The sequence below is a fragment of the Rathayibacter sp. AY1D2 genome (assembly GCF_002932695.1).
Classification (GTDB): Bacteria; Actinomycetota; Actinomycetes; order Actinomycetales; family Microbacteriaceae; genus Rathayibacter.
Window position 1 is genome coordinate 1 of the sequence record NZ_PSVX01000002.1, and the last position, 21,689, is coordinate 21,689.

Genomic DNA, 21,689 nt, shown 5'->3' on the forward strand with positions numbered 1-21,689 from the left:
GCTCGAGGGCGGCGGCATGCCGGGCAAGCTCAAGGACTGCCAGTCCAAGGATCCGTCGATCTCCGAGATCTTCATCGTCGAGGGCGACTCGGCGGGCGGCTCCGGGGACGCGGGATCTGTGGACGCAGGCGCTGGGGACGCGGTCTCCGAGGAGGAGGCCGCGACGGAGGAGACGGCACCAGGAGAAGGGGAGTCGGACGAGACCGGATCGGGAGAAGAGGAGCGGGAGGACTCGGGACCGGGAGGAGGGGAGTCGGAGGACACCGGATCGGGCGAGGCGGAGTCGGGTGCGGTCGGCTCCGGCACGGCGATCGGCGCGGCGGCGGCGCCCGTGCCGACGATCCGGCCGGCCTCGATCCGCACGGTGTGCGCGGCCAGCGCCTCCGGGACGTCGTCGAAGACGGCCGCGGTGATCAGGACCTGCTCGTAGTCGGCGACCACCGAGGCGAGGCGCTCGCGCCGGCGCGCGTCCAGCTCGGCGAAGACGTCGTCGAGCATCAGCACCGGATCGCCCATGGGGGAGTCGCGCCGGAGCAGCTCCGCAGCGCCCAGCTTCAGCGCCAGGGCGAACGACCAGCTCTCACCGTGGCTGGCGTAGCCCTTGGCCGGCAGCGCGTTCAGCTCGAACTGCACGTCGTCGCGGTGCGGGCCGACGAGGGAGACGCCCCGGTCGAGCTCGCGGCGGCGCACCCCGGCCAGCGCGGACGCGAACGCCTCCGCCAGTCCCTCGCCCGCCGCCGGTGACGCGGCGCCCGGCTGCTCCACGGGCTCGCCGTCGTCGTCGACCGCGCCCTCGATGCTCAGGCGGGAGCGGAGCACCGGACGCTGGTCGGCACCGGCGACCGCCTCGTACGCGGCGCGCACCGGTCCGCTCAGCTCCTCCACCAGGGTGAGGCGCGACTGCATGATCTCGGTCCCGAGCGCGATCAGGCGCTCGTCCCAGATGTCGAGGGTCCCGAGCTTCGAGGGGTCCCGGACGCCGCTCGCCCGTGCGGACTTGAGCAGCGAGTTGCGCTGGCGCAGCACCCGCTCGTAGTCGGCCTGGACGGCGCTCATCCGCGGGGAGCGGAGGATCACCAGCTGGTCGAGGAAGCGGCGGCGGGCCGACGGGTCGCCGCGGATGAGGAGGAGGTCCTCCGGCGCGAAGAGGACGCTGGAGAAGAAGCGGGGGAGCTCGCGCGGCTTGATCCCGCCGCGGTTGATCTGCGCGCGGTTGGGGGAGGAGCGGTTGATCTGCACCTCGGCCAGCAGGTCGCGCTCGCCGTTGCGGAGGCGGGCGCGCACCACGGCGCTGTCCCGGCCGGCGCGGATGAGCGCCTGGTCGCTCGACACGCGGTGCGAGCCCAGGGTGGAGAGGTAGCCGAGAGATTCGACGAGGTTCGTCTTGCCCTGGCCGTTGCGGCCGACGAAGAGGTTCGGTCCGGGCACGAGCTCGACATCGACCGACTCGTAGTTCCGGAAGTCGCTGAGCGCCAGCTGCGTCACCTGCACGTCGCGCTCCTCTCCTCCACCCGTCGTCGCGGGCCTTCACTGCACCCCTGCGGGCTCCTGGCCCGTCTCGCTCGGCCGATCCACCCGCTCCGGCGCCTGCGGCCCGCTGTCCCACGGTCGGCCAGGCCTTCGCCCCCGGTCTCGACACACCCCTGCGGGCTACTCGACCAGCACGGCGGCGGAACCGTCCGGGACGCGGATCCCGATACGCCCGTCCGGGGCCACTACTCGCTCACCATGATCGGCCGAGCCCCGTCCCCGCCCGTGAAGGCGGCCGAAGGCTCGCCGCCCGACGTCGGTAGCGAGGTGGAGGCGGCCGGAGGCCCGCCGCCCCCGTGAGAGCATCCCTGCCTCACGGGGGCGGCGGGCCGCAGTCCGCCGTCCGTCACCGGCCCTGCGGAACGCGCCCCCCTCCGGAAGCCGACCGCCGTGAGGACTGCCGGAGGCAGTCCTCACCAGCCGACTCAGTCGACGGCCTTGACGGAGTGCCCGCCGAACTGGTTGCGGAGCGCTGCGACGGCCTTCATCGCGGGGGAGTCCTCCTGGCGGGAGACGAAGCGGGCGAAGATCGAGGCGCTGATCGTGGGCACCGGGACGGCGTTGTTGATGGCCTCCTCGATGGTCCAGCGGCCCTCGCCCGAGTCCTGCACGTAGCCCTCGATGTTCTTGAAGTCCGGGTCCTGCTCGAGGGCGCGGACGAGGAGTTCGAGCAGCCAGGAGCGCACGACCGTGCCGCGCTGCCAGGCCTTGAAGGTGCCGGTGACGTCCTTGATGATGTCGCTGCGGGTCTCGAGCAGCTCGTAGCCCTCGGCGAACGCCTGCATCAGGGCGTACTCGATGCCGTTGTGGACCATCTTCGCGTAGTGGCCGGCGCCGACCTCGCCGACGTGGACGAAGCCCTCCTCGCGGGGGCCCTCCGGGCGCAGCGCGTCGAAGACGGGCATGGCGTACTCGACGAGCTCCTTCGGGCCGCCGACCATCAGGCCGTAGCCGTTCTGGAGTCCCCAGACGCCGCCGGAGACTCCCGCGTCGATGTAGTGGATGCCCTTGGGCTTCAGCAGCGCGTCGTGCTTGAAGTCCTCGGTGAAGCGGGAGTTGCCGCCGTCGATGACGAGGTCGCCCTCGCTGAGCTTCTCCGACAGGTCCTTGACGACCGCGTCGGTGATCTCGCCGGCCGGCACCATCACCCAGACGATGCGGGGCGAGGGGAGTGCGGCGATCATCTCGTCGAGAGAGGCCGCGTCCGAGACGTCGGGATTGCGGTCGTAGCCGGTGACCTCGAGCCCCTTGGAGCGGAGGCGGGAGCGCATGTTGTCGCCCATCTTGCCGAGGCCGACGAGTCCGATGTGCATGGTGAACCTTCCTGGATTCGTTGTCCGGCGGGCGGGCGCTCGTCGGGAGCGGGGCGGTCGCGGCTCTGCGATCCGGGGAGTGGTCAGCGCAGCAGCAGGTTGGGCTGGAGCAGGTAGCGGTAGCTGTCGCTGCCGGGCTGCTCCCGCGAGGTCTGCGCGGTGATCAGGACGGGGCCGGGCTTGTTGGGGTTCTCGGTCTTCGTGAACGCGATGCGCACGAACTCCGAGTGGACGGCGGCGAGGCCGTCGAGCAGGAACTGCGGCTTGAGCGAGACGACCACGTCGTCGCCGGTCACGATCGCGTCGATGCTCTCGGACGCCTGCGCCTGCTCCGAGCCGATGGCCTCGAGGGTGAGGCCGTCGCTGCTGAAGCTGAAGCGGAGGGCCGCCTCGCGCTCGAGCACGAGCGAGACGCGGCGGGTGGCCTCGATGAGGTCGCTGGTCGACATGACCGCGTAGTTCTCGACGGAGGCGGGGAAGAGGCGCTTCACGGGCGGGAAGTTGCCCTTGATCAGCAGCGAGGTGACGGTCTTGCGGTCCGCGGTGAAGGCGATCAGCTCGCGCTCGTCACGGTTGGTGATCGCGACGGAGACGGTGCCGGAGTGGCCGAAGGTCTTGCCGACCTCCTGCAGCGTGCGCGCGGGCACGAGGGCGGTGAGCGGCTGGGTGGGCGCGGGGTTGTCCCCGTTGTCCCAGTCGATCTCGCGGACGGCCACGCGGTAGCGGTCCGTCGCGACGAGGCCGATCGTGTTCTCGGTGATCTCGAGCTGCACGCCGGTGATGACGGGGGTCACGTCGTCGCGGGAGGCGGCGACCGCCACCTGCGAGACAGCGGCTGCGAAGGCGTCGGCCGGGACGAGGCCGGTGGAGGCGTCGATCTCGGGGATGCTCGGGTACTCCTCCACGGGCATCTGCAGGAGCGTGAAGTGCGCCGAGCCGGCCGAGACCGAGACGCGCGACTCCTCCGTGGCGATGCGCACGGGAGCGTTGGGGAGGCGGTTCGCGATGTCGGCGAGCAGACGGCCCGAGACGAGCACGGTCCCCGTCTCCTCCACGTCGGCGGCGATCTGCGTCTGCGCGGACACCTCGTAGTCGAAGGAGGACAGCGTCAGACCCTCGGCGGTCGCCTCGATGAGGACTCCGGAGAGGATCGGCAGGGTCGTGCGCTGCGGAAGCAGCTTGACCGCGAAGGACACCGCCTCGCTGAAGACATCGCGGTTGGCTTGGAACCTCACGAGTACACCCCTGACGAGTCGCGGACGAAGACCGTCGCCCATCGTACCCGCCGGGCTCGACGAGCTCGGAAGGGGGTGGACCGCCGAGCACTCCCGAGCCGCTGTGGAGAGGTTGCCGGTCGAGGCTTCATTAAAGAGAGAACTGCGTTAACAGTGTTAACACGTGTGGAAACTGTGGAAAACGCTTCGGACCCCTACTCCTGGGTGGGATCGGAGGGACCCGCCCCTGTGGAGGGAGTGTGAGCGGGCCCGTGGACGCCCTGTGGAGCGATCCGAGCCGACCGGTCGCCCTCCACAGGCGGGCTCTCCCGGCGCACAGTCCCGAGGCGGTTGTCCACAGTTATCCACAGGTTCCTCACACTGTGGAAATCGGCCCTCCGAGGGGCGCGAGGCGGCGTGTCCGGGGCGCGCGAGGCAGGTCCGAGGAGTCCGTCGACGACTTCTCCGGTCACGACGGAGACCGTCGAGGGCAGCTGCCGCCGTCCGAGCGGCCCGGAAGACAGTGCGCGCTCCCTCTCCCCCGCGTTGCCCTCCGGGCCAACGCACGGCGGATCGACACCGTCCGATCGCACGCCGGCCGCTCAGCCGCTCACCCGGACCCCTTGAGCACGTGCGGTTCATGCTGGTCGAGTAGCCGCAGCGCGGCGTATCGAGACCCCCGCCGGCTCCTTCGCCCGATCTCGACGCGCGCCGACACCGACGTCCTGCTGCTCGCGCCGCGACCCCCGTCGCCTCCGCCTCCCCTCACGCGAGGAAGGAGAGCGACTACCCGACCACCGGGCTCGTACGCCGATGGACCCCCAGGCGCGCCACCCGCGACAGGCGGTCCCGGGGACCGCACGACTGTCGGCTAGCGGTTCGTCTTGATGCGGGTGGTCAGCTCGGTGACCTGGTTGTAGATGCTGCGGCGCTCCTTCATGAGCTCCGAGATCTTCTTGTTCGCGTACATGACCGTGGTGTGGTCGCGGTTGCCGAACAGCTGGCCGATCTTGGGCAGCGAGAGGTTCGTCAGCTCGCGGCACAGGTACATGGCGATCTGGCGCGCGGTGGCGACGGCCTGCGAGCGCGACGAGCCGTAGAGGTCGTCGACCGTGAGCTTGAAGTAGTCCGCGGTGTGGTTGATGATGTCGACCGGCGAGATGACGTTGTCCTCGTCGAGCGTGATCAGGTCCTTCAGCACGGTCTGCACGAGCGACATGTCGACCGGCGTCCGGTTCAGGCTCGCGAACGCGGTGACGCGGATGAGCGTCCCCTCGAGCTCGCGGATGTTGCTCGACACCTTCGACGCCATGAACTCGAGGATGTCGTCGGGCACGAGCAGCTTCTCGCTGACCGCCTTCTTGCGGAGGATCGCGATGCGGGTCTCGAGGTCGGGAGCCTGCACATCGGTGATGAGGCCCCACTCGAAGCGCGAGCGCATCCGGTCCTCGAAGCCCGTCAGTGCCTTCGGCGGCAGATCGGACGTGATCACGACCTGCTTGTTGTGGTCGTGCAGCTGGTTGAAGGTGTGGAAGAACGCCTCCTGCGTCTCCGCCTTCCCCTGCAGGAACTGGATGTCGTCGATCAGGAGGATGTCGACGTTGCGGTAGCGGCCGTGGAAGGCGTTGCCCCGGTTGTTCGCGATCGAGTTGATGAAGTCGTTCGTGAACTCCTCGCTCGAGACGTACCGCACGCGGATCCCCGGGTAGAGGCTCATCGCGTAGTGGCCGATGGCGTGGAGGAGGTGCGTCTTGCCGAGCCCGGAGTCGCCGTAGACGAAGAGCGGGTTGTAGGCCTTGGCGGGAGCCTCGGCGACCGCGACGGCCGCGGCGTGCGCGAACCGGTTGGAGCCTCCGATGACGAAGTTGTCGAAGCTGTACTTCGGGTTCAGCCGGGTATCGGTCGCCGGCACGGTCCGCAGCTCCTCGACCCCGCGGGTCGGCGCGACCGTCGCCGAGGAGGCGGTGATCGGCTCGAACGGGTTCATCGACTCCTGCGACGACGGGGAGCTGAGGGGCTCGTGCTCGATGTCGGGGTTCACCACGAAGGCGAACGTCGTGACGCCGAAGGAGTCGTCGAGCGTCCCGATCGCGCTGAGCAGGGGCACGCGCACGCGCTGCTCGAGCATCCCGCGGGTGAACTCGTTCGGGACCTCCAGGTAGAAGGTGCCCGCCATGATGCCCTTGGGCTCCACGAGCGAGACGAACCCGTAGAGGGGAGCGGTGATCCGCTCGTCCTGGGACAGTGCGCCGAGGATCACTTTCCACGCGTCGACCATCGACGTGTCGTCTGCCATCTGTCTCCGGTCCTGGGTGCTGTCGCTGTGAAGTCGCTGCGGGATCGCCGTCTCCGCCGGACCCGTCGCCGCCCGCTGCAGGGGCGTCGCGGACCGGGCGCGGAGCCGGGTCTCGAGTGCCGCTCTCTCCACAGGGTTGTCCACCGGCCTCGAGCGATGCCTGTGCGGGCGCGGGAGGACGCGGATCCCACCTGTGGATAACTGCGGCTCAACACCGTAACGAACGGAGCCGACGGGAGACAAATCCACCACAGCGACACCCGCGTGTCAATGCGCGGAACCCCGTGTCCCATGTGCATGATCGAGGTTTCGCGCCGTCCACATTTGACCGGTGGCGGAACAGGCCGTAGTTTAAATCAGTTGACGCCTGCCCGGTGTCGTCCGTGCGGCCCTCGCAGGCCGAGCGGATTCCGCAGCCGGGCACCCCTTCTTCCCGGAGGATCCGAGTCTCCGCCCGAGCGGGTGGTGCCGGTTCGCGCCGCGGAACACGTACGTGGAGATCTGATTATGAGCAAGCGAACCTTCCAGCCGAACAACCGTCGTCGCGCCAAGGTGCACGGCTTCCGTCTGCGCATGCGCACCCGTGCCGGCCGCGGCATCCTCAGCGCGCGCCGCGCCAAGGGGCGCACCGAGCTCTCCGCCTAGCAGCGAGCGGTACCGACCAGCGGTGCTGGCCAGAGCCAATCGCATCGTCCACGGAGGCGAGTACCGGACAGTCGTCCGTCGCGGTGTGCGGTCCACAGGACCGCACACCGTCACGTATGTCCGCCGGTCCTCCGCGGGCGATCCGGCGCGGTTCGGGTTCATCGTCGCCAAGACGGTCGGCACCGCGGTGACGCGCAACACCGTCCGCCGCCGGCTCAAGGCCGTGGCGTTCGAGCTCGTCCCCGAGATCGACCCCGGCACCCAGGTCGTCGTCCGCGCGCTGCCCGGCAGCGCCGACGCCCCCTGGTCGGAGCTGCGCTCCGAGGTGTGGTCCGCGATGGCGCGAGCCGCGCGGAAGAGCGGGGCGTCCTCGTGACCGCCGTGCTCCCCCGCCGCGAGGCGCCGTTCGCCCGGCTCGGGTGGGCGATCCTCCTGCTGCCGCGGAACATCGGCGTCCTGCTCCTGATCGTCTACCGGGCGGTCGTGTCCCCTCTCTACGGGGACGTCTGCCGTTACTACCCCTCGTGCTCCGCGTACGCGCTCCAGGCGGTCCAGCTCCACGGGCTCGTCCTCGGCTCCGTCCTCGCGGCCCGCCGTCTGCTCCGCTGCCACCCGTGGCCGGCCGGCGGCATCGACGACGTCCCGACCTCGATCCCCCTGCACCGACCGGCTTCCGGCCGGACCCGCTTCGCCGTGACGCGAGCCGGGTTCGTCGTGGGCCCTCGAAAGGACTGACCCCACTCCATGGACCTCCTCGGCACGATCCTCTGGCCCCTCAAGTGGGTGGTCGAGCTGCTCCTCGTCGCCTTCCACCAGCTGCTGACCTTCACCGGCATGGAGGCGGCCGCGGGAATCACCTGGGTCCTCTCGATCGTCGGCCTGGTCATCGTCATCCGCGCCGCGCTCATCCCGATCTTCGTCAAGCAGATCAAGAGCCAGCGCCGGATGCTCGAGGTCGCGCCCCAGCTCAAGAAGATCCAGGACAAGTACAAGGGCAAGCGCGACCAGCTGTCCCGCGAGGCGATGTCCCGCGAGACCATGGAGCTCTACAAGAAGACGGGCACCAACCCGCTCGCCTCCTGCCTGCCCTTGCTGATCCAGATGCCGATCTTCTTCAGCCTGTTCTCGGTGCTGAACGCGGCGCAGCACAGCCAGAAGGGCGTGGGCCCGCTCGACGAGACGCTCGCCCGCCAGTTCGGCGAGGCGAACCTCTTCGGCGTCGCACCGCTGCACCAGTCGATCCAGGGCGCACTCGCCGAGGGCGGCCAGGAGCCGGTCATCATCATCGCGGTGATCATGGTCGTCCTGATGACGGCGTCGCAGTTCATCACGCAGCTGCAGATCGTGTCGAAGAACATGTCGCCCGAGGCGAAGGCCTCGCCGACGTTCAAACAGCAGCGGATCCTGCTCTACATCCTCCCCCTCGTCTTCGCCTTCTCTGGCTTCGCCTTCCCCCTCGGCGTGATGTTCTACTGGCTGACCTCGAACATCTGGACGATGATCCAGCAGTTCATCGTCATCCGGAACATGCCGACCCCGGGCAGCGAGGCCGCCAAGGCCCGCGAGGAGCGCTTGCGCCGCAAGGGCAAGCTGGTCGAGGAGACCACGGCCGCCGGCGACGTCACCCTCGTCGAGAAGAAGGCCGTGCAGCGCACGCAGCCCGTGAGCAAGAACCGCTCCAAGAAGCAAGCCGGAAAGAAGTAGAGCCGCCATGACCGATCCGATGCAGACCATCACCGAGGACGCGTCCGCACCCGTGGACGTGGACGCGTCCGCCGTCGACGAGGCGCCCGAGTCCACGCTCTCTCAGCTCGAGGACGAGGGCGACGTCGCCGCCGACTACATCGAGGAGTTCCTCGACATCTGCGACCTCGACGGCGACATCGACATCGAGGTCCGCAACGGCCGCGCCTACCTCTCGGTCACCGCCTCCGGCGACACGAACCTCCGGGTGCTCTCCCGCCCCGACGCCGTCCAGGCACTGCAGGAGCTGACGCGCCTGGCGGTCCAGACGAAGACCGGCGCGTTCTCCCGCCTCATCCTCGACATCGGCGGCTCCCGCGACGCCCGCGAGGCTGAGCTCGCCCAGCTGGTCGACCGCGCGATCGAGCGGATCGAGGACGGCGCCACGTCGGCCTCGCTCCCGCCCATGTCGTCGTACGAGCGCAAGCTGGTCCACGACATGGTGGGCGAGCGCGGCTTCGTGTCGGAGTCGCGCGGCGAGGCGCGCGAGCGCCACACCGTCATCACCCGCGGCTGAGCGGCGTGGAGTCGACCCTCGAGGCCGAGCCTGCAGCCGCTGCGGCGATCGCCGGCGACCGCCTGCCCGTTCTGCGGCGCTTCACGGAGGCTCTCGCCGACCAGGGCGAGGAGCGCGGCCTGATCGGGCCGTTGGAGCTCCCCCGGCTCTGGACGCGGCACGTGCTCAACAGCGCCCTGGTGGCCCCTCTCCTGCGTCCGGGACTGGTCGGTGATGTCGGCAGTGGCGCGGGCCTTCCCGGGCTCGTCCTGGCCATCGTGCGGCCGGACGTCCGCTTCGTGCTCATCGAGCCGATGGAGCGTCGCGTCGTCTGGCTTCAAGAGCAGGTCGACGGACTCGCACTCGAGAATGTCTCAGTTATTCGAGCCCGTGCTGAAGAGGCGGAGCTCGCGGAGCCTCTCGACCAGGTGACCGCTCGGGCGGTCAGCGCCCTCTCGAAGCTGATCCCGCTGACCGCGCCGCTGCTGCGGCCCGGAGGCGAGCTGGTCCTGCTGAAGGGCATCAACGCCGAGAAGGAGATCGAGGCGGCGGCCAAGCAGATCCGTCGTTTCCGGCTCTCCCCGCCCGAGGTCGTCGTGCTCGGCGACGGCGTGCTCTCCGAGGTGACGAGGGTCGTCCGGGCTACAGTGGGTTGATCGCCACGACGCCGCAGTGAGCCCCCGACTCCTCGTCCGTCGACTCCTCGGTGCTGATGTCCGTCCCACTCGCTGAGCGAAGGTTTCACGTGAAACAAACCGATTCCGCCGGTCTGACCGGAGGCTTCGATTCCTCGACTCCCCTGGCCCGGGAGATCGCGGATATGACCCGTCGGCGCGCACTGCTGAACGCCCAGCCGCTGCCCAAGCCCGAGTCGACGCGCGTCATCACGATCTCGAACCAGAAGGGCGGCGTCGGCAAGACGACGACGACCGTCAACCTCGCCGCCGGGCTCGCCCGCGGTGAGGCGAAGGTGCTCGTCATCGACCTCGATCCGCAGGGCAACGCGTCGACGGCCCTGGGCATCGAGCACCGCGCCGAGACGGCCAGCGTGTACGACGTGATCGTCAACGACACTCCCCTCGCGGACGTCGTGCAGAAGAGCCCGGAGTTCGCCTCGCTCTACGGTGTGCCGGCGACCATCCACCTGGCCGGCGCCGAGATCGAGCTGGTCTCGCTCGTCGCACGCGAGCAGCGTCTCCGTCGTGCGCTCGACCGCATGCTCGACACCATGGACGAGCCGTTCGACTACGTCTTCATCGACTGCCCGCCGTCGCTCGGTCTGCTGACCATCAACGCGTTCGTCGCCGCTCGCGAGGTGCTCATCCCGATCCAGTGCGAGTACTACGCGCTCGAGGGGCTCAGCCAGCTGCTCAAGAACATCGACTTGATCGAGCGGCACCTCAATCCGAACCTCGGTGTCTCGACGATCCTCCTGACGATGTACGACGGCCGCACGAACCTCTCCCAGCAGGTGGCAGCGGATGTCCGAGAGCACTTCCCGAAGGAGGTGCTGCGCGCGGTGATCCCGCGCAACGTGTAGATCTCGGAGGCGCCGAGCTACGGACAGAGCGTGATCAGCTACGACCCGCAGTCGTCCGGTTCGCTGGCGTATCTGGAGGCGGCCGCGGAGATCGCACGACGCGGAGCCCGGAAGACACCCGAGACGGCACACGAAGGAGAGGCACGCTGATGGCGACCAAGCGCACGGGACTCGGCCGGGGGATCGGCTCGCTCATCCCGACCAGCGACGAGTCGCGCTCCCGGCCTGTCGACGTCTTCTTCCCTGATCAGGTCGGCGATTCGGCCCGTGCCGAGGAGCTCCTCGAGGTCCCCGGAGCACGCTTGGCGCGACTCCCCCTCGCCGACATCACGCCCAACACGGCGCAGCCGCGGTCGGTGTTCGACGAGGACGACCTCGCGGAACTCGTCCACAGCATCCGCGAGTTCGGAGTGCTGCAGCCGATCGTCGTCCGGCCCGTGACGGCTCGCGGCGGAGCGAAGTACGAGCTCGTCATGGGTGAGCGCCGGTTCCGCGCATCGAAGGCCGCGGGACTGACCACCATCCCCGCGGTCGTCAAGGACACGGCCGACGAGAACATGCTCCGCGACGCGCTGCTGGAGAACCTGCACCGCGCCGACCTCAACCCGCTCGAGGAGGCGTCCGCCTACCAGCAGCTCCTCAGCGACTTCGGGATCACCCAGGAGGCCCTGGCGACGCGGCTCGGACGCTCGCGGCCGCAGATCTCGAACACACTCCGTCTTCTGCGCCTCCCGGCTGACGTGCAGGCCCGTGTCGCTGCCGGCGTCCTGACCGCGGGACACGCGCGTGCGGTTCTGTCGCTCGACGACGTCGAGATGATGCGCCGCCTGGCCGACAAGATCGTCAACGAGGACCTGTCCGTCCGCGCCGCCGAGGCTGCCGCCGCGCAGATGAAGGCGCCGCGGACGACCACGCGTCCCGTGGTGGAGGAGCAGGGCGGGCACTCCGGACACCTCTCGTCGATCGCGGATCACCTCGGCGACCGGTTGAACACGCGCGTCAAGGTCACCCTGGGTGCTCGCAAGGGCCAGATGGTCATCGACTTCGCCACCATCCAGGACTTGAACCGCATCCTCGCCGAGATCGGGGAGCCGACCGAGGTGTCGCTCGCTCCGTAGTGGCCGGCCTAGCGGCCGCCACTGATTCGCCGTGCGGCTGGCGTGCGCGTGCTCGCGCTGTGTTCTTGGCCGCAATCGCCGATGTGGCGGTATCCGCTCCCCTCGTCGGCACCGCGATCGCAGATCAGCACGCTTGGGGCGATCTTCGAGATGCCTTGTGAGCTGAGGATTCTCGGTTGTCGTCCTCTCTCTGATTGATAGGCCCTTCTGACCGGTACAGTCCGATGAAGTGGTTCCAGGTTCTGCGGGGCCCTGCTGACTCCGGTCCTGGTCGAGAATACGGCTGGTATCGCCGAACGGTGACGATCGCCGGGTATCTGGGGCATTGATCTCTGGATGGAGTAGCTCACGATGCGCCTATATCGCGGTTGAGTAGGCGTGGAGCGCCGGATCTAGGGTTGGCTGAGTTCAGACCTCCTGACCTCCGGAGTTCATGTCGCTTTCAGTGACTCGCTGGCGGGCTCAGGACGGGTGCCTGGGCGGGTCGTACTCGGTGGCGCTCTCCGCTGCCCGGGGCGACGTCATGGTCGCCCATAGTCGCGTGCGCAATGTTTCACGTGAAACATTCCTACGTTGGCCGCTGAGATGAGGATCACCTCGGCTGTCCGTGCATCCCAAGTCTCCGGTGAGGAGCGCTTCCTCGGCCTCCAGAAATTGGCCGGCGGGGGGGCAACCTTAGACGAATTGCAGTATTGCTTCGTTTTCGCGGATCGATGCAGATGTGATGACTGGGTTCGCCGAGCTTTGACGGAGGACTCCGTCGGCGGTCGCCCCCGGAGAGCACTGAAAGAGACGATGGAAGGGCCGTTTCACGTGAAACGGTCCGCTCTAGGGCGGCCTAGCCATTGAAGAGCTACGAGCTTGTCAGGTAGGAGAGGAGGCCCTCGTCGGCTCGACTCGCTCCAACGAGCGCAACATTTCGGATCGAAGTTGCTCAACGGCTGCGGAAGCGTTTCACGTGAAACGCCCCTGCCGAGAACATTGGACGCCCATGCGGATCATCGTGGGACCGACTTCGACCGCAATGCTCGAAAGAGATTGCTCGCCTGACCAGCGGGATAGAGACACCACCCCCCCGAGGCGAAGTTGAGGTCGGAGAATCAAGCTGAAGGGGTCCCTTCGGGCCGTGGGTCTCGGTACGTCGCGTAGTGGCTACTCGACCCGCATGGCGACGGGTGCCTGGTGTCGATCAGCGTCGATCGACCATGTTGTGTCTCCCCAGAGATGGCGCGGGTGGCGATCGTGGTGAGCCTCGATTCGACGCACTACTGCTCTTCACCGGTATGTCTGCGGATATGGCCAGACAGTGGGCGTGGATACATCGCTCCAGGCAACGCCCGCCAGGTACCCACTGGGGGTGGCCGGGTCTCGATACGCGGCAATGCGTCTACTCGACCAGCATGACGACGAGGACCAGGTGGCGATGGATGCCCGTGGGCCTGGTGAAAAGGTGGCGGCGGGGGCGGGATGTACCACGCTGATCTGCGGATAATCGGCCGGCGCGGCGACAGATGTCCGACGTTGGTGGGAGTCGATACGCGGCCTCGGGTTCTTCCCCGAGTTGGCACTAATGGTCTGCTGATGATGACGTGGACCCGTTATTGAGCGGCTACTCGACCCGCATTGTAGGGAGAAGGCGGCGATAGAGGGTCCTGATCGGCCGCGACGCAACTACTCGTCTGGCATGGATTCGAGCTTTCGTTCAGAACTCAGCAGCCATGTGATCAGGAGCGTACGCGCAGCGGACCGTTTCACGTGAAACGGTATGGAGTCAGGAGGCGGCGAGCTTCGCGAGAGTGGAGTAGACGTCGCCGAGGTAGCGGCCGGATGCCTCGATGGCCTGGGGAACGAGTGAGGTCTCGGTCATTCCGGGAAGGACGTTCGCGTCGAAGAACCAGGGGAGTCCGGCGTCGTCGATGATGAAGTCGAGCCGCGACAGGTGGCGGAGTCCCAGCAGTTCGTGGATCGCAACGGCCACGCGGGACACCTCCTCCGTGATCTCCGGCGGGATCCGTGCCGGCGTGTAGAAGTGCGTCTCCCCCGCGTTGTAGCGCGCCTCGAAGGTGTACTGGCCCGCGACGGGTGCGATCTCGACAGGCGGCAGGGCGAAAGGACCGTCACCGAGGTCGAGAACACCGACGGAGACCTCGGTCCCCTGGATCTGCTGTTCGATGAGCACGACGTCGCCATAGGTGTACGCCTCGACCATCGCTCGCGGGAGCTGCGACGACTCCGTCACGATGCTGACGCCCTGGGCCGAACCGCCCTGAGCGGGCTTCACCACGAGGGAGCCCGGCAGGTGCGCCTCGACCTGCTCCAGAATCCCGGCGGCTCCGAGCTCGCGGAAGGTCTCGCGGGGGAGGGTGACGGAGCGCGGGGTCGAGAAGCCCGCGCGAGCGACGAGCGTCTTCGCGGTCGGCTTGAACCAGGCCAGGCGCGCCGCGTCCGTCTGCGAGCCGACGTAGGCGAAGCCAGCCGCCTCGAGGAGCCCGAGGAGCGCACCGTCCTCGCCGCTCGCTCCGTGCACCGCGGGCCAGACGACGTCGGGACGCTTCTGCAGGAGCGTCGAGAGGAGGCCGGCGTCCGGTTCGTGCAGGGAGACGCGGTGGCCCATGGCGGACAGACGGTCCGCCACGCGACGACCCGACCGCAGGGAGACGTCGCGCTCGTGGCTGATGCCACCGCTGATGACGACGATGTCGAGAGTACGGTCGAGCACAGAGAAATCGGTCATGACCAGGGCTTTCTTATCGAAGGAGCGGTGTCAGGAGACATTCGGCGGCAGGACGGCGTCGCGCTTGCTCGCGTCGGCGCTGCTCAGCCGGCCCGTACCCGCGAAGGTCGACAGCAGGTCGAGCTCCCCGTTGATGACCGTGGCGAGGCGGCGGATGCCGTCTCCGATGCGCTCCGGCGTCGGGTAGCAGAACGAGAGGCGGATGTTCTGACGTCCGTCTCCGTTGCCGTAGAACGCGGTACCCGGCGTATACGCGACGAGCTCCTTCACTGCGCGCGGCAGCATCGCCTTGGAGTCGAGCTCCTCGGGCAGCGTGACCCAGACGTAGAAGCCGCCGTTCGGGTTCGTCCAGCTGAGGCCGGGCAGATGGGTCTGCAGGCCCTTCAGCATCGCTTCCTTCCGCTCACGGTAGACGCCGCGGAAGGTGTCGATCTGTCCGCGCCAGTCGGCCGTTTCGAGGTACTTCGAGATGACCAGCTGGCTGAAGGACGACGGACTGAGGACGGCCGCCTCGTTGGCGAGGATCAGCCGCTCCCGGATCGCGTGCGGAGCGAGAGCCCAGCCCACCCGGAAGCCGGGAGCGAGCGTCTTCGAGAACGTCCCGAGGTAGATCACCCCGTCCTCCTCCAGCGAGCGCATCGCCTTCGGCGGGACGTCCTCGAAGTAGAGGAGGCCGTACGGGTTGTCCTCGAGCACGAGGATTCCCTCGGACTTGCAGATCTCGAGGATCTCGACGCGGCGCTCCCAGCTGAGGGTCACGCCTGCGGGGTTGTGGAAGGTGGGGATCGTGTACAGGAACTTGATCGTCTTGCCGGCGGCGCGCACGCGGGCGATGTGCTCGCGGAGGGCCGCGGGGATGAGCCCGTGCTCGTCCATCGGGACGTGCTCGACCTCGGCCTGGTACGACCGGAAGATGACCATCGCCGTGACGTAGCTGGGGCCCTCGGAGAGGACGACGTCCCCCGGGTCAAGGAAGAGCTTGGAGACGAGCTCCAGGACGTGCTGACCACCCGTGGCGACCACAATCTCGTCCGCGCTGGCGGAGATGCCCTCGAGGGCCATGACGTCGAGGATCTGCTCGCGCAGGACGGGGACGCCCTGGCCCGACCCGTACTGCAGCGCGACGGGCCCCTGCTCCCGCATCACCGTCTCGATGGCGCCGGTCACCAGGTCCTGGGGGAGCGCGGACACGAACGGCATGCCGCCGGCGAGCGAGACCACTTCGGGGCGTGACGCGACGGCGAACAGGGCTCGGACCTCGCTGGCGGCCAGACCGGCCGTGCGCTCCGCGTAGGAGTTGTACCAGGGGTCGAGGTTGGTGCCGCGGTTGGTCACGATGGTTCCGCTTCGCTCGGTGGACAGGGTCTCTCCGGCCGGAGCCGGGTGGATCCACAGTACCGGCCGGTCCTGTGCTGCGGCGGGGCGGTCGGTCGCCACCGCAGGGATCGTGGCCTGCGTCCCAGCGGGACTGTTTCACGTGAAACAGCTCCGGGAACGAGGAGAGCCCCCGTCACGACGTGACAGGGGCTCTCAGACACCGCACGGGGCGGTCAGAGGTGCGAACTCAGAGGAACGCGGCCAGGTCGGCCTCGAGGGCCGGCTTCGGCTTGGCGCCGATGACGGTCTTGCCGACCTCGCCCTTTTGGTAGACCTTCATCGCCGGGCTCGACGTGATCTGGTACTTCGCGGCGGTCTGCGGGTTCTCGTCGACGTTCAGCTTGACGATCTCGATCTTGTCGCCGTGCTCGGCCGAGATCTGGTCGAGGATCGGTGCGACCATGCGGCAGGGGCCGCACCACTCGGCCCAGAAGTCGACCAGGACGGTCTTCTCGGAGTCGAGGACGTCGGACTGGAACGATGCGTCGGTGACGCTCTTCGCGGTGGACATGGTGTTCTCTCCTTCACGAGTCGGCGGGCTGCCGGCTCCGATGTGCGATGACCGGACGGTCAGCGGGTGATGAGCTCGGCCCGGGGTGAGCCTTCGGTGTGGGCGGTGCCATCGGCGAGCGAAGCGAGGTAGTGCTCCGCGTCGAGGGCGGCGACCGTTCCGGATGCCGCGGCGGTGACGGCCTGACGGTAGGTCGGGTCGATCACGTCGCCGGCGGCGAAGACGCCGGGAACGGAGGTCTGGGAGGAGCGGCCGACCACCGAGATGGTGCCCTCGGTGGTGAGGTCGAGTTTGCCGTGAACGACGTGCGTGCGCGGGTCGTTGCCGATCGCGATGAACAGGCCGTCGAGGTCGAGGTGGGACTCGGTGCCGTCGACCGTGTCGCGCAGCTTCACGCCGTCGACGTGGTTCTCGCCGGTGATGCCGGTGACCTCGGCGTTCCAGATGAACTCGATCCTCTCGTTGTCGAAGGCGCGCTTCTGCATGACCTTCGAGGCGCGGAGAGAGTCCTTGCGGTGGATCACGTAGACCTTCACGGCGTGCTTGGTGAGGAAGGTCGCCTCCTCCATGGCGGAGTCGCCTCCGCCGACGACGGCGATGGTCTTCCCCTTGAAGAAGAAGCCGTCGCAGGTGGCACACCACGAGACACCGTGTCCCGACAGGCGGTCCTCATCGTGGAGGCCCAGCTTGCGGTAGGCGGATCCGGTCGCGACGACGACGGTCTTCGCCTCGATGCTCTCACCGGAGCCGAGGTGGACGGTCTTGATCTCACCCTCGAGATCGAGGGAGGTGACGTCGTCGTAGAAGGTCTCGGCGCCGAACTTCTCGGCCTGCGCCTGCATCGAGGTCATCAGCTCGGGGCCGAGGACGCCGTCGGGGAAGCCGGGGAAGTTCTCGACGTCCGTCGTGTTCATCAGGTCGCCGCCGATCTCGACCGACGAGGCCACGACCACCGGGTGCAGCTCGGCGCGCGCCGCGTAGATGGCGGCGGTCCAGCCGGCGGGGCCGGATCCGATGATGACGATGTCGCGCACGGCAACTCCTCGGGGTCTGTACGAGCGGTGACGGGTGGGGCGGGAGCCGAGCACCCGGAGCCGGTCGCTCGAATCGTTCCGCGGCTCCGTGGGCTACAACACATCCTAGGCGGGCACTATTCCGCGGGCCCGGGAGCGTGGGCAGCGCTACGGTCCGGTCGACTCAGCAGAATCAGAAAGAGCCTCTGACCAGGCTTTTACCGGAGCAGCATCAGCGGCCCAGTCGGCGGAGCACCGGAGCGAGGACGGCGCGCAGCTCCGGCACCCGGAGGAACCAGAGGACCGCGAAGTAGACGAGCGCCATCACGGTGCCGATCGCGGCCATCGAGAGCAGCGGCTCCACGTAGTTCGAGACGGCGAAACCGCCCGCGCGCGTGCCGCCGAGGGCGACCAGGACGCCGTAGCCGGCGGCGGCGGAGGGCAGCGCGGCGAGGACGAACTGCGCGAGCCTGACGAGGATCCGCCTGCCTCCGCGGCCGCCGAGCCGGCGGCGCAGGAGGAGGGCCGCCACGAGGGCCTGCACGCAGATGCCGAGCGAGGTCGCAGCGGCGATGCCGACGGCGGTGCGGTCGGCGGGGAGCCGGAGCACGATCAGGTACCCGGCGACCGCCACGACGACCTGCACCAGGGTGAACAGGAACGGCCGCGCTCCGTCGCTCAGGGCGTAGAACGCGCGCTGCATGATGGCGATCGAGGAGAACAGCGGCAGGGCGATCACGTAGGCCATGGCGATCGCTCCGATGGCCTGCGCGTCCGCGAACGAGTCGGTGAAGACGGAGCCGAACGGCACCGCGACCACGACGATCGCGGCGGCGGCGAAGACGAGCATCATCAGCACCAGGCGGAGCGAGGTGGAGACGTCCGAGCGGAACTCCTTCATCTCCCCCCGCGCGGTGTGGCCGCTCATCTTGGTGAAGTACGCCATGGCGATCGAGATCGCGATGACCGAGTGGGGCAGCATGAAGATCAGCCACGCCTTCTGCAGCGCCGCGGCCGAGGGCCCCTCGCCGGACGCGGCGGAGGAGACCTGGCTCTCGACGATGCCGGCGACGATGGTCAGCAGCACCGTGGCGAACGACCACAGCGACATCCGCCCGGCCGTGCCGAGACCGACGCCCCGGAAGCGGAAGTCGGGGCGGTAGCTGAGGCCGACCCTCCGCCAGAAGAGCATCAGGAACAGCGACTGGACGACGATGCCCAGTGTCGCGCTCCCGCCGAGGAGGGTGACCATCGCCGGGGACCACGAGTCGACCGGACGGTTCCCCTCCGGATCGGCGCCGAACAGCACCATGAAGGCGACGAGCCCGGCGATCACCACGACGTTGTTCAGCACGGGCGCCCAGGTGAAGGGGCCGAACGAGCCGCGGGCGTTGAGCACCTCGCCGAGGATCGTGAAGAGGCCGTAGAAGAAGACCTGCGGCAGGCACCAGAACGCGAAGGCGACGGCCAGCTGGTACTGCTCCGGTCCGTAGCCGGGCGCGTAGAGGCGCACGAGCAGGGGAGCGAGGACCGTGGCGGCGATCGTGGTCACCAGGAGCAGGCCGAGCGCCAGGGTCAGCAGGCGCTTGATGTCGCCGCGGCCGCCGTCGGCGTGGGGGCCCGCCCGCACGATCTGCGGGACGAGGACGGCGTTCAGAGCGCCGCCCGCGATGATCGAGTAGATCGTGTTGGGCAGCAGGTTCGCCGTCGTGAAGGCGTCCGCGCCCGGCGCGACCGCGGCTCCGATCGTGTTCGCCATGACGATCGACATGACGAAGCCGAGGATCCGCGAGACCATCGTGCCGGAGGCGAGGACGGCGCTCGCGCGTCCGAGGGAGAAGCTAGCCACGCGGGTCCGATCGCTGGTCGTCGAGGTCGGGCTGGACCTCGAGCACGGCGTTCGGGTCCTCCTCGTCCTCAGGGGTGTCGCCTCGACGGCGACGGCGGATGTTGCGGAGGATGCCGGCTCCGAAGACGACGACGAGCGCGATCCCGATGACCAGGGTGCCGACGGTCTCCCAGTCGGCGCGGACGCTGGTTGTCATGCCCGTGGGGGTGCCGATGGGGACGCCCTGCGCCGAGGTCAGCTGCAGGCCGAGGCTCGTCTCGCCGTTGCCGACCCGGGCCTTCACGGGGATGAGGACGCGGCCCTGCGAGCGGGCGTCGATCTCGGTGGTCTCGATCGCGTCCTCGTCGATGTCGAGGACGGCGTTCGAGGTCGAGGCCTGGATGCGGACGGCGATCGGCCAGGGGAGCTCGTTGCGGACGTACACGGGGATGCTCGAGTCGCGGGAGACCTGCAGGATGCTGCCGGTCGCGTCGATCGACACCAGCGAGAGCGTCCGGTCGGCCTCGGTCATGGCCGCGCCGACGGCGTCGCCCCAGCCGCTGCCGTCTCCGCGCCAGGTCACCGAGAGCAGCGCCAGCACGTCGTTGCGGCTCTTGCCCGACAGCAGCTCCGGCTCCTGCAGCACGGAGGAGAACGCCTCGACCTCGGAGCCGGCGTCGAGCAGGTCGCGCACCCGGTCGAGCCGCGACTCCGACTCCGGCGAGTCGACGACGCTCGCGCCCTCGGTCGCGGGGAAGGCGAGGGCGGTGGAGAGGGCGACTCCGCGGGCCCAGGGCAGCGACTCGATCGCGTCGAGGGTCTCGGAGAGGCGCGCGGCGCCGATCGCCGAGCCGCGGCCGAGGGTGAGCACGACGTCCGGCGCGGTCCCCTCCTCCTGCACCTCGGCGAGATCGGTGGCGATCTCGGACATGCGGGCGCGCCACTCGGTGTCGTCGGTGGCGGTGGCGGCCGCGTCGAACGCCTCGGTGAGGCGCGAGTCGGCCACGACCAGGTCCGAGTCGCCGACGGTGGCGCGCGAGGTGGTGGTCACCTCCTCCGGCAGCAGGAGACCCGAGGAGGGGACGACCGTGCGGTTCACTCCGCTGGCCGCGTAGACGTCGAGGTCCGACCCCCGGAGGGTGCCCTCGTCGGGCCACGCGACGCTGCCGAGGGAGGTGCTCCAGTCGGAGGCGAGCAGCGACTCGGTGCTCGGACGCGCCGGCAGGTCCTCGGCCGGCTGGTCGGAGTCGACGGCGACCGTGGGCGCCGGGCTGGCGGTGCCGGGGACCGCGGCGAAGCGGGTGTCGTCGATCGCGTACTCGAAGGAGGTGGGAGAGAGGAGCGCGGAGAGCCCGGCCTGCGCCTGGGCCGAGACGTCGGCGTCGGCGTACGGCAGGGCGAAGCGCTCGTTCGGCACGGACTGCAGCCGGTCGAGCCAGTCGAGGGCGGACTCCGGAGCGGCGCTGCCGAGAATGCGGATCGAAGCGAGGATGCGCGGGTCGACCCCGATCGTGACGCCCTTCCCCGCGACCGCGTCGAGCTGCCGGGTGAGGGTCCCCGTGCCGTCCGTGTAGTCGGCGAGGGCCTCGGCCGAGAGCAGGCCGTCGGCCGTGTCCGGGACGGTGAGCGGGACGAGGACGCTGACGCCGGTCTCGCGCTCCGGGGCCACCGCGTCGTCGGTCAGCTCGACGGCGGTGCGAGCGGTCGAGACGACACCACCCGGACCGGTGACCGTGACGAGGACGGCGTGGGTGCCGAGCGCGGTCCGGTCGTTGGAGAAGGGGATCTGGTCGACCGGCACGGTGAGGCCGGCCTCGGCGGTGCTGGAGGGCAGCAGGCGCAGCTGGGCGGTCGCACGGACCGGGTCGGTGTCGTTGTCGGCCTCGGCGTCGAGCCAGTCGTGCAGCTCCGCGCGGGTGTCGAGGGTGGCGTAGGAGAGGGCGACCGTCACGTCGGCGCTGTCGATCGCCTCGGTGGTGCCGTTGCGCACGGCGATCGAGAGCTCGAGGTCCTGGCCGGGCCGCAGGACGCCGTCACTGCCGGCCCCGGCGGTCGTGGTGACGGTGCCGGGAGCGGGCGTCGAGGTCGCCGTCGCGGCGGTGACCGGGGCCGCGAGGGCGGGGGAGGCCACGCCGGTCAGGCCGAGCGCGAGGGCGGCAGCACCTGCCGAGCGGAGCAGGAGGAGGGCCGCCCGCGAGCGGCGGGAGCGGAGGGAGGGGTCGCGCCGATGCATCGGACTCACTCGGCCTCCATGCGGGTGATTCTACGGGCAGCCCTCCTCGGGGCAGGCGGTGCGTCCGCTGTGCAGGCGGTTCCCCCGCGTAACCCCCT

The 21,689-nt window shown here is 69.1% G+C and carries 16 protein-coding genes and 2 pseudogenes; 8 read left to right on the forward strand and 10 right to left on the reverse strand.

The features are described from left to right. Positions 1-330 precede the first annotated feature (330 nt). The 4 genes and pseudogenes from recF to dnaA all read right to left on the reverse strand — a co-directional run. A pseudogene (recF, locus tag C5D04_RS00560) lies at positions 331-1,491 on the reverse strand (DNA replication/repair protein RecF); the annotation flags it as partial. Between the two features lie 464 nt (positions 1,492-1,955). After that, complete coding sequence (gene gnd / locus C5D04_RS00565; RefSeq protein ID WP_104222677.1) at positions 1,956-2,843, reverse strand: phosphogluconate dehydrogenase (NAD(+)-dependent, decarboxylating); 888 nt, start codon at positions 2,841-2,843, stop codon at positions 1,956-1,958. 83 nt (positions 2,844-2,926) lie between these two features. Further along, entirely contained in the window at positions 2,927-4,078 is a 1,152-nt protein-coding gene (dnaN, locus tag C5D04_RS00570) for a DNA polymerase III subunit beta (RefSeq protein ID WP_104232992.1), read from the reverse strand. An 850-nt stretch (positions 4,079-4,928) separates the two neighbouring features. Then, positions 4,929-6,353 (reverse strand): chromosomal replication initiator protein DnaA, encoded by a 1,425-nt coding sequence (dnaA, locus tag C5D04_RS00575; RefSeq protein ID WP_104347043.1) that lies wholly within the window; start codon positions 6,351-6,353, stop codon positions 4,929-4,931. A 507-nt stretch (positions 6,354-6,860) separates the two neighbouring features. Here dnaA and rpmH point away from each other — a divergent pair. The 8 genes and pseudogenes from rpmH to C5D04_RS00615 all read left to right on the forward strand — a co-directional run bounded on the left by rpmH (position 6,861) and on the right by C5D04_RS00615 (position 11,895). Next, complete coding sequence (gene rpmH, locus C5D04_RS00580; protein ID WP_055784512.1) at positions 6,861-6,998, forward strand: 50S ribosomal protein L34; 138 nt, start codon at positions 6,861-6,863, stop codon at positions 6,996-6,998. A 22-nt stretch (positions 6,999-7,020) separates the two neighbouring features. Then, positions 7,021-7,374 (forward strand): ribonuclease P protein component, encoded by a 354-nt coding sequence (gene rnpA / locus C5D04_RS00585; protein WP_104222680.1) that lies wholly within the window; start codon positions 7,021-7,023, stop codon positions 7,372-7,374. Next, positions 7,371-7,733, forward strand: a complete 363-nt coding sequence (gene yidD / locus C5D04_RS00590) for a membrane protein insertion efficiency factor YidD (RefSeq protein ID WP_374954369.1) — start codon at positions 7,371-7,373, stop codon at positions 7,731-7,733. The genes rnpA and yidD overlap by 4 nt, the downstream gene beginning before the upstream one ends. A 9-nt stretch (positions 7,734-7,742) precedes the next feature. Further along, positions 7,743-8,702, forward strand: a complete 960-nt coding sequence (gene yidC, locus C5D04_RS00595) for a membrane protein insertase YidC (RefSeq protein WP_104222681.1) — start codon at positions 7,743-7,745, stop codon at positions 8,700-8,702. 7 nt (positions 8,703-8,709) lie between these two features. Then, a complete protein-coding gene (locus C5D04_RS00600) occupies positions 8,710-9,258 on the forward strand; it encodes a R3H domain-containing nucleic acid-binding protein (protein WP_181127048.1) in 549 nt (182 codons plus the stop codon). A gap of 5 nt (positions 9,259-9,263) precedes the next feature. Further along, positions 9,264-9,893, forward strand: a complete 630-nt coding sequence (gene rsmG / locus C5D04_RS00605) for a 16S rRNA (guanine(527)-N(7))-methyltransferase RsmG (protein WP_104347044.1) — start codon at positions 9,264-9,266, stop codon at positions 9,891-9,893. A gap of 164 nt (positions 9,894-10,057) precedes the next feature. After that, positions 10,058-10,927, forward strand: a pseudogene (locus C5D04_RS00610) (ParA family protein). Beyond that, a complete protein-coding gene (locus C5D04_RS00615; RefSeq protein WP_104222684.1) occupies positions 10,927-11,895 on the forward strand; it encodes a ParB/RepB/Spo0J family partition protein in 969 nt (322 codons plus the stop codon). Before C5D04_RS00610 ends, C5D04_RS00615 begins: the two are co-directional and overlap by 1 nt. A 1,771-nt stretch (positions 11,896-13,666) precedes the next feature. Here C5D04_RS00615 and C5D04_RS00620 read toward each other — a convergent pair. From C5D04_RS00620 to C5D04_RS00645, 6 genes are all read right to left on the reverse strand, one after another. After that, positions 13,667-14,629, reverse strand: coding sequence for an ATP-grasp domain-containing protein (locus tag C5D04_RS00620; protein ID WP_104347045.1), 963 nt, complete (start codon positions 14,627-14,629; stop codon positions 13,667-13,669). Between the two features lie 30 nt (positions 14,630-14,659). Further along, positions 14,660-15,991 (reverse strand): PLP-dependent aminotransferase family protein, encoded by a 1,332-nt coding sequence (locus C5D04_RS00625; RefSeq protein WP_374954370.1) that lies wholly within the window; start codon positions 15,989-15,991, stop codon positions 14,660-14,662. 202 nt (positions 15,992-16,193) lie between these two features. After that, a complete protein-coding gene (gene trxA, locus C5D04_RS00630) occupies positions 16,194-16,517 on the reverse strand; it encodes a thioredoxin (RefSeq protein ID WP_104347046.1) in 324 nt (107 codons plus the stop codon). A 59-nt stretch (positions 16,518-16,576) separates the two neighbouring features. After that, positions 16,577-17,551: a thioredoxin-disulfide reductase gene (trxB, locus tag C5D04_RS00635; protein ID WP_104347047.1), complete on the reverse strand. Its 975-nt coding sequence runs from the start codon at positions 17,549-17,551 to the stop codon at positions 16,577-16,579. A 211-nt stretch (positions 17,552-17,762) separates the two neighbouring features. After that, on the reverse strand, positions 17,763-19,379 hold the full coding sequence (gene murJ / locus C5D04_RS00640; protein ID WP_258068801.1) for a murein biosynthesis integral membrane protein MurJ: 1,617 nt from the start codon (positions 19,377-19,379) through the stop codon (positions 17,763-17,765). Next, on the reverse strand, positions 19,372-21,591 hold the full coding sequence (locus C5D04_RS00645; protein WP_104347048.1) for a DUF6049 family protein: 2,220 nt from the start codon (positions 21,589-21,591) through the stop codon (positions 19,372-19,374). Before C5D04_RS00645 ends, murJ begins: the two co-directional genes overlap by 8 nt. Positions 21,592-21,689 lie beyond the last annotated feature (98 nt).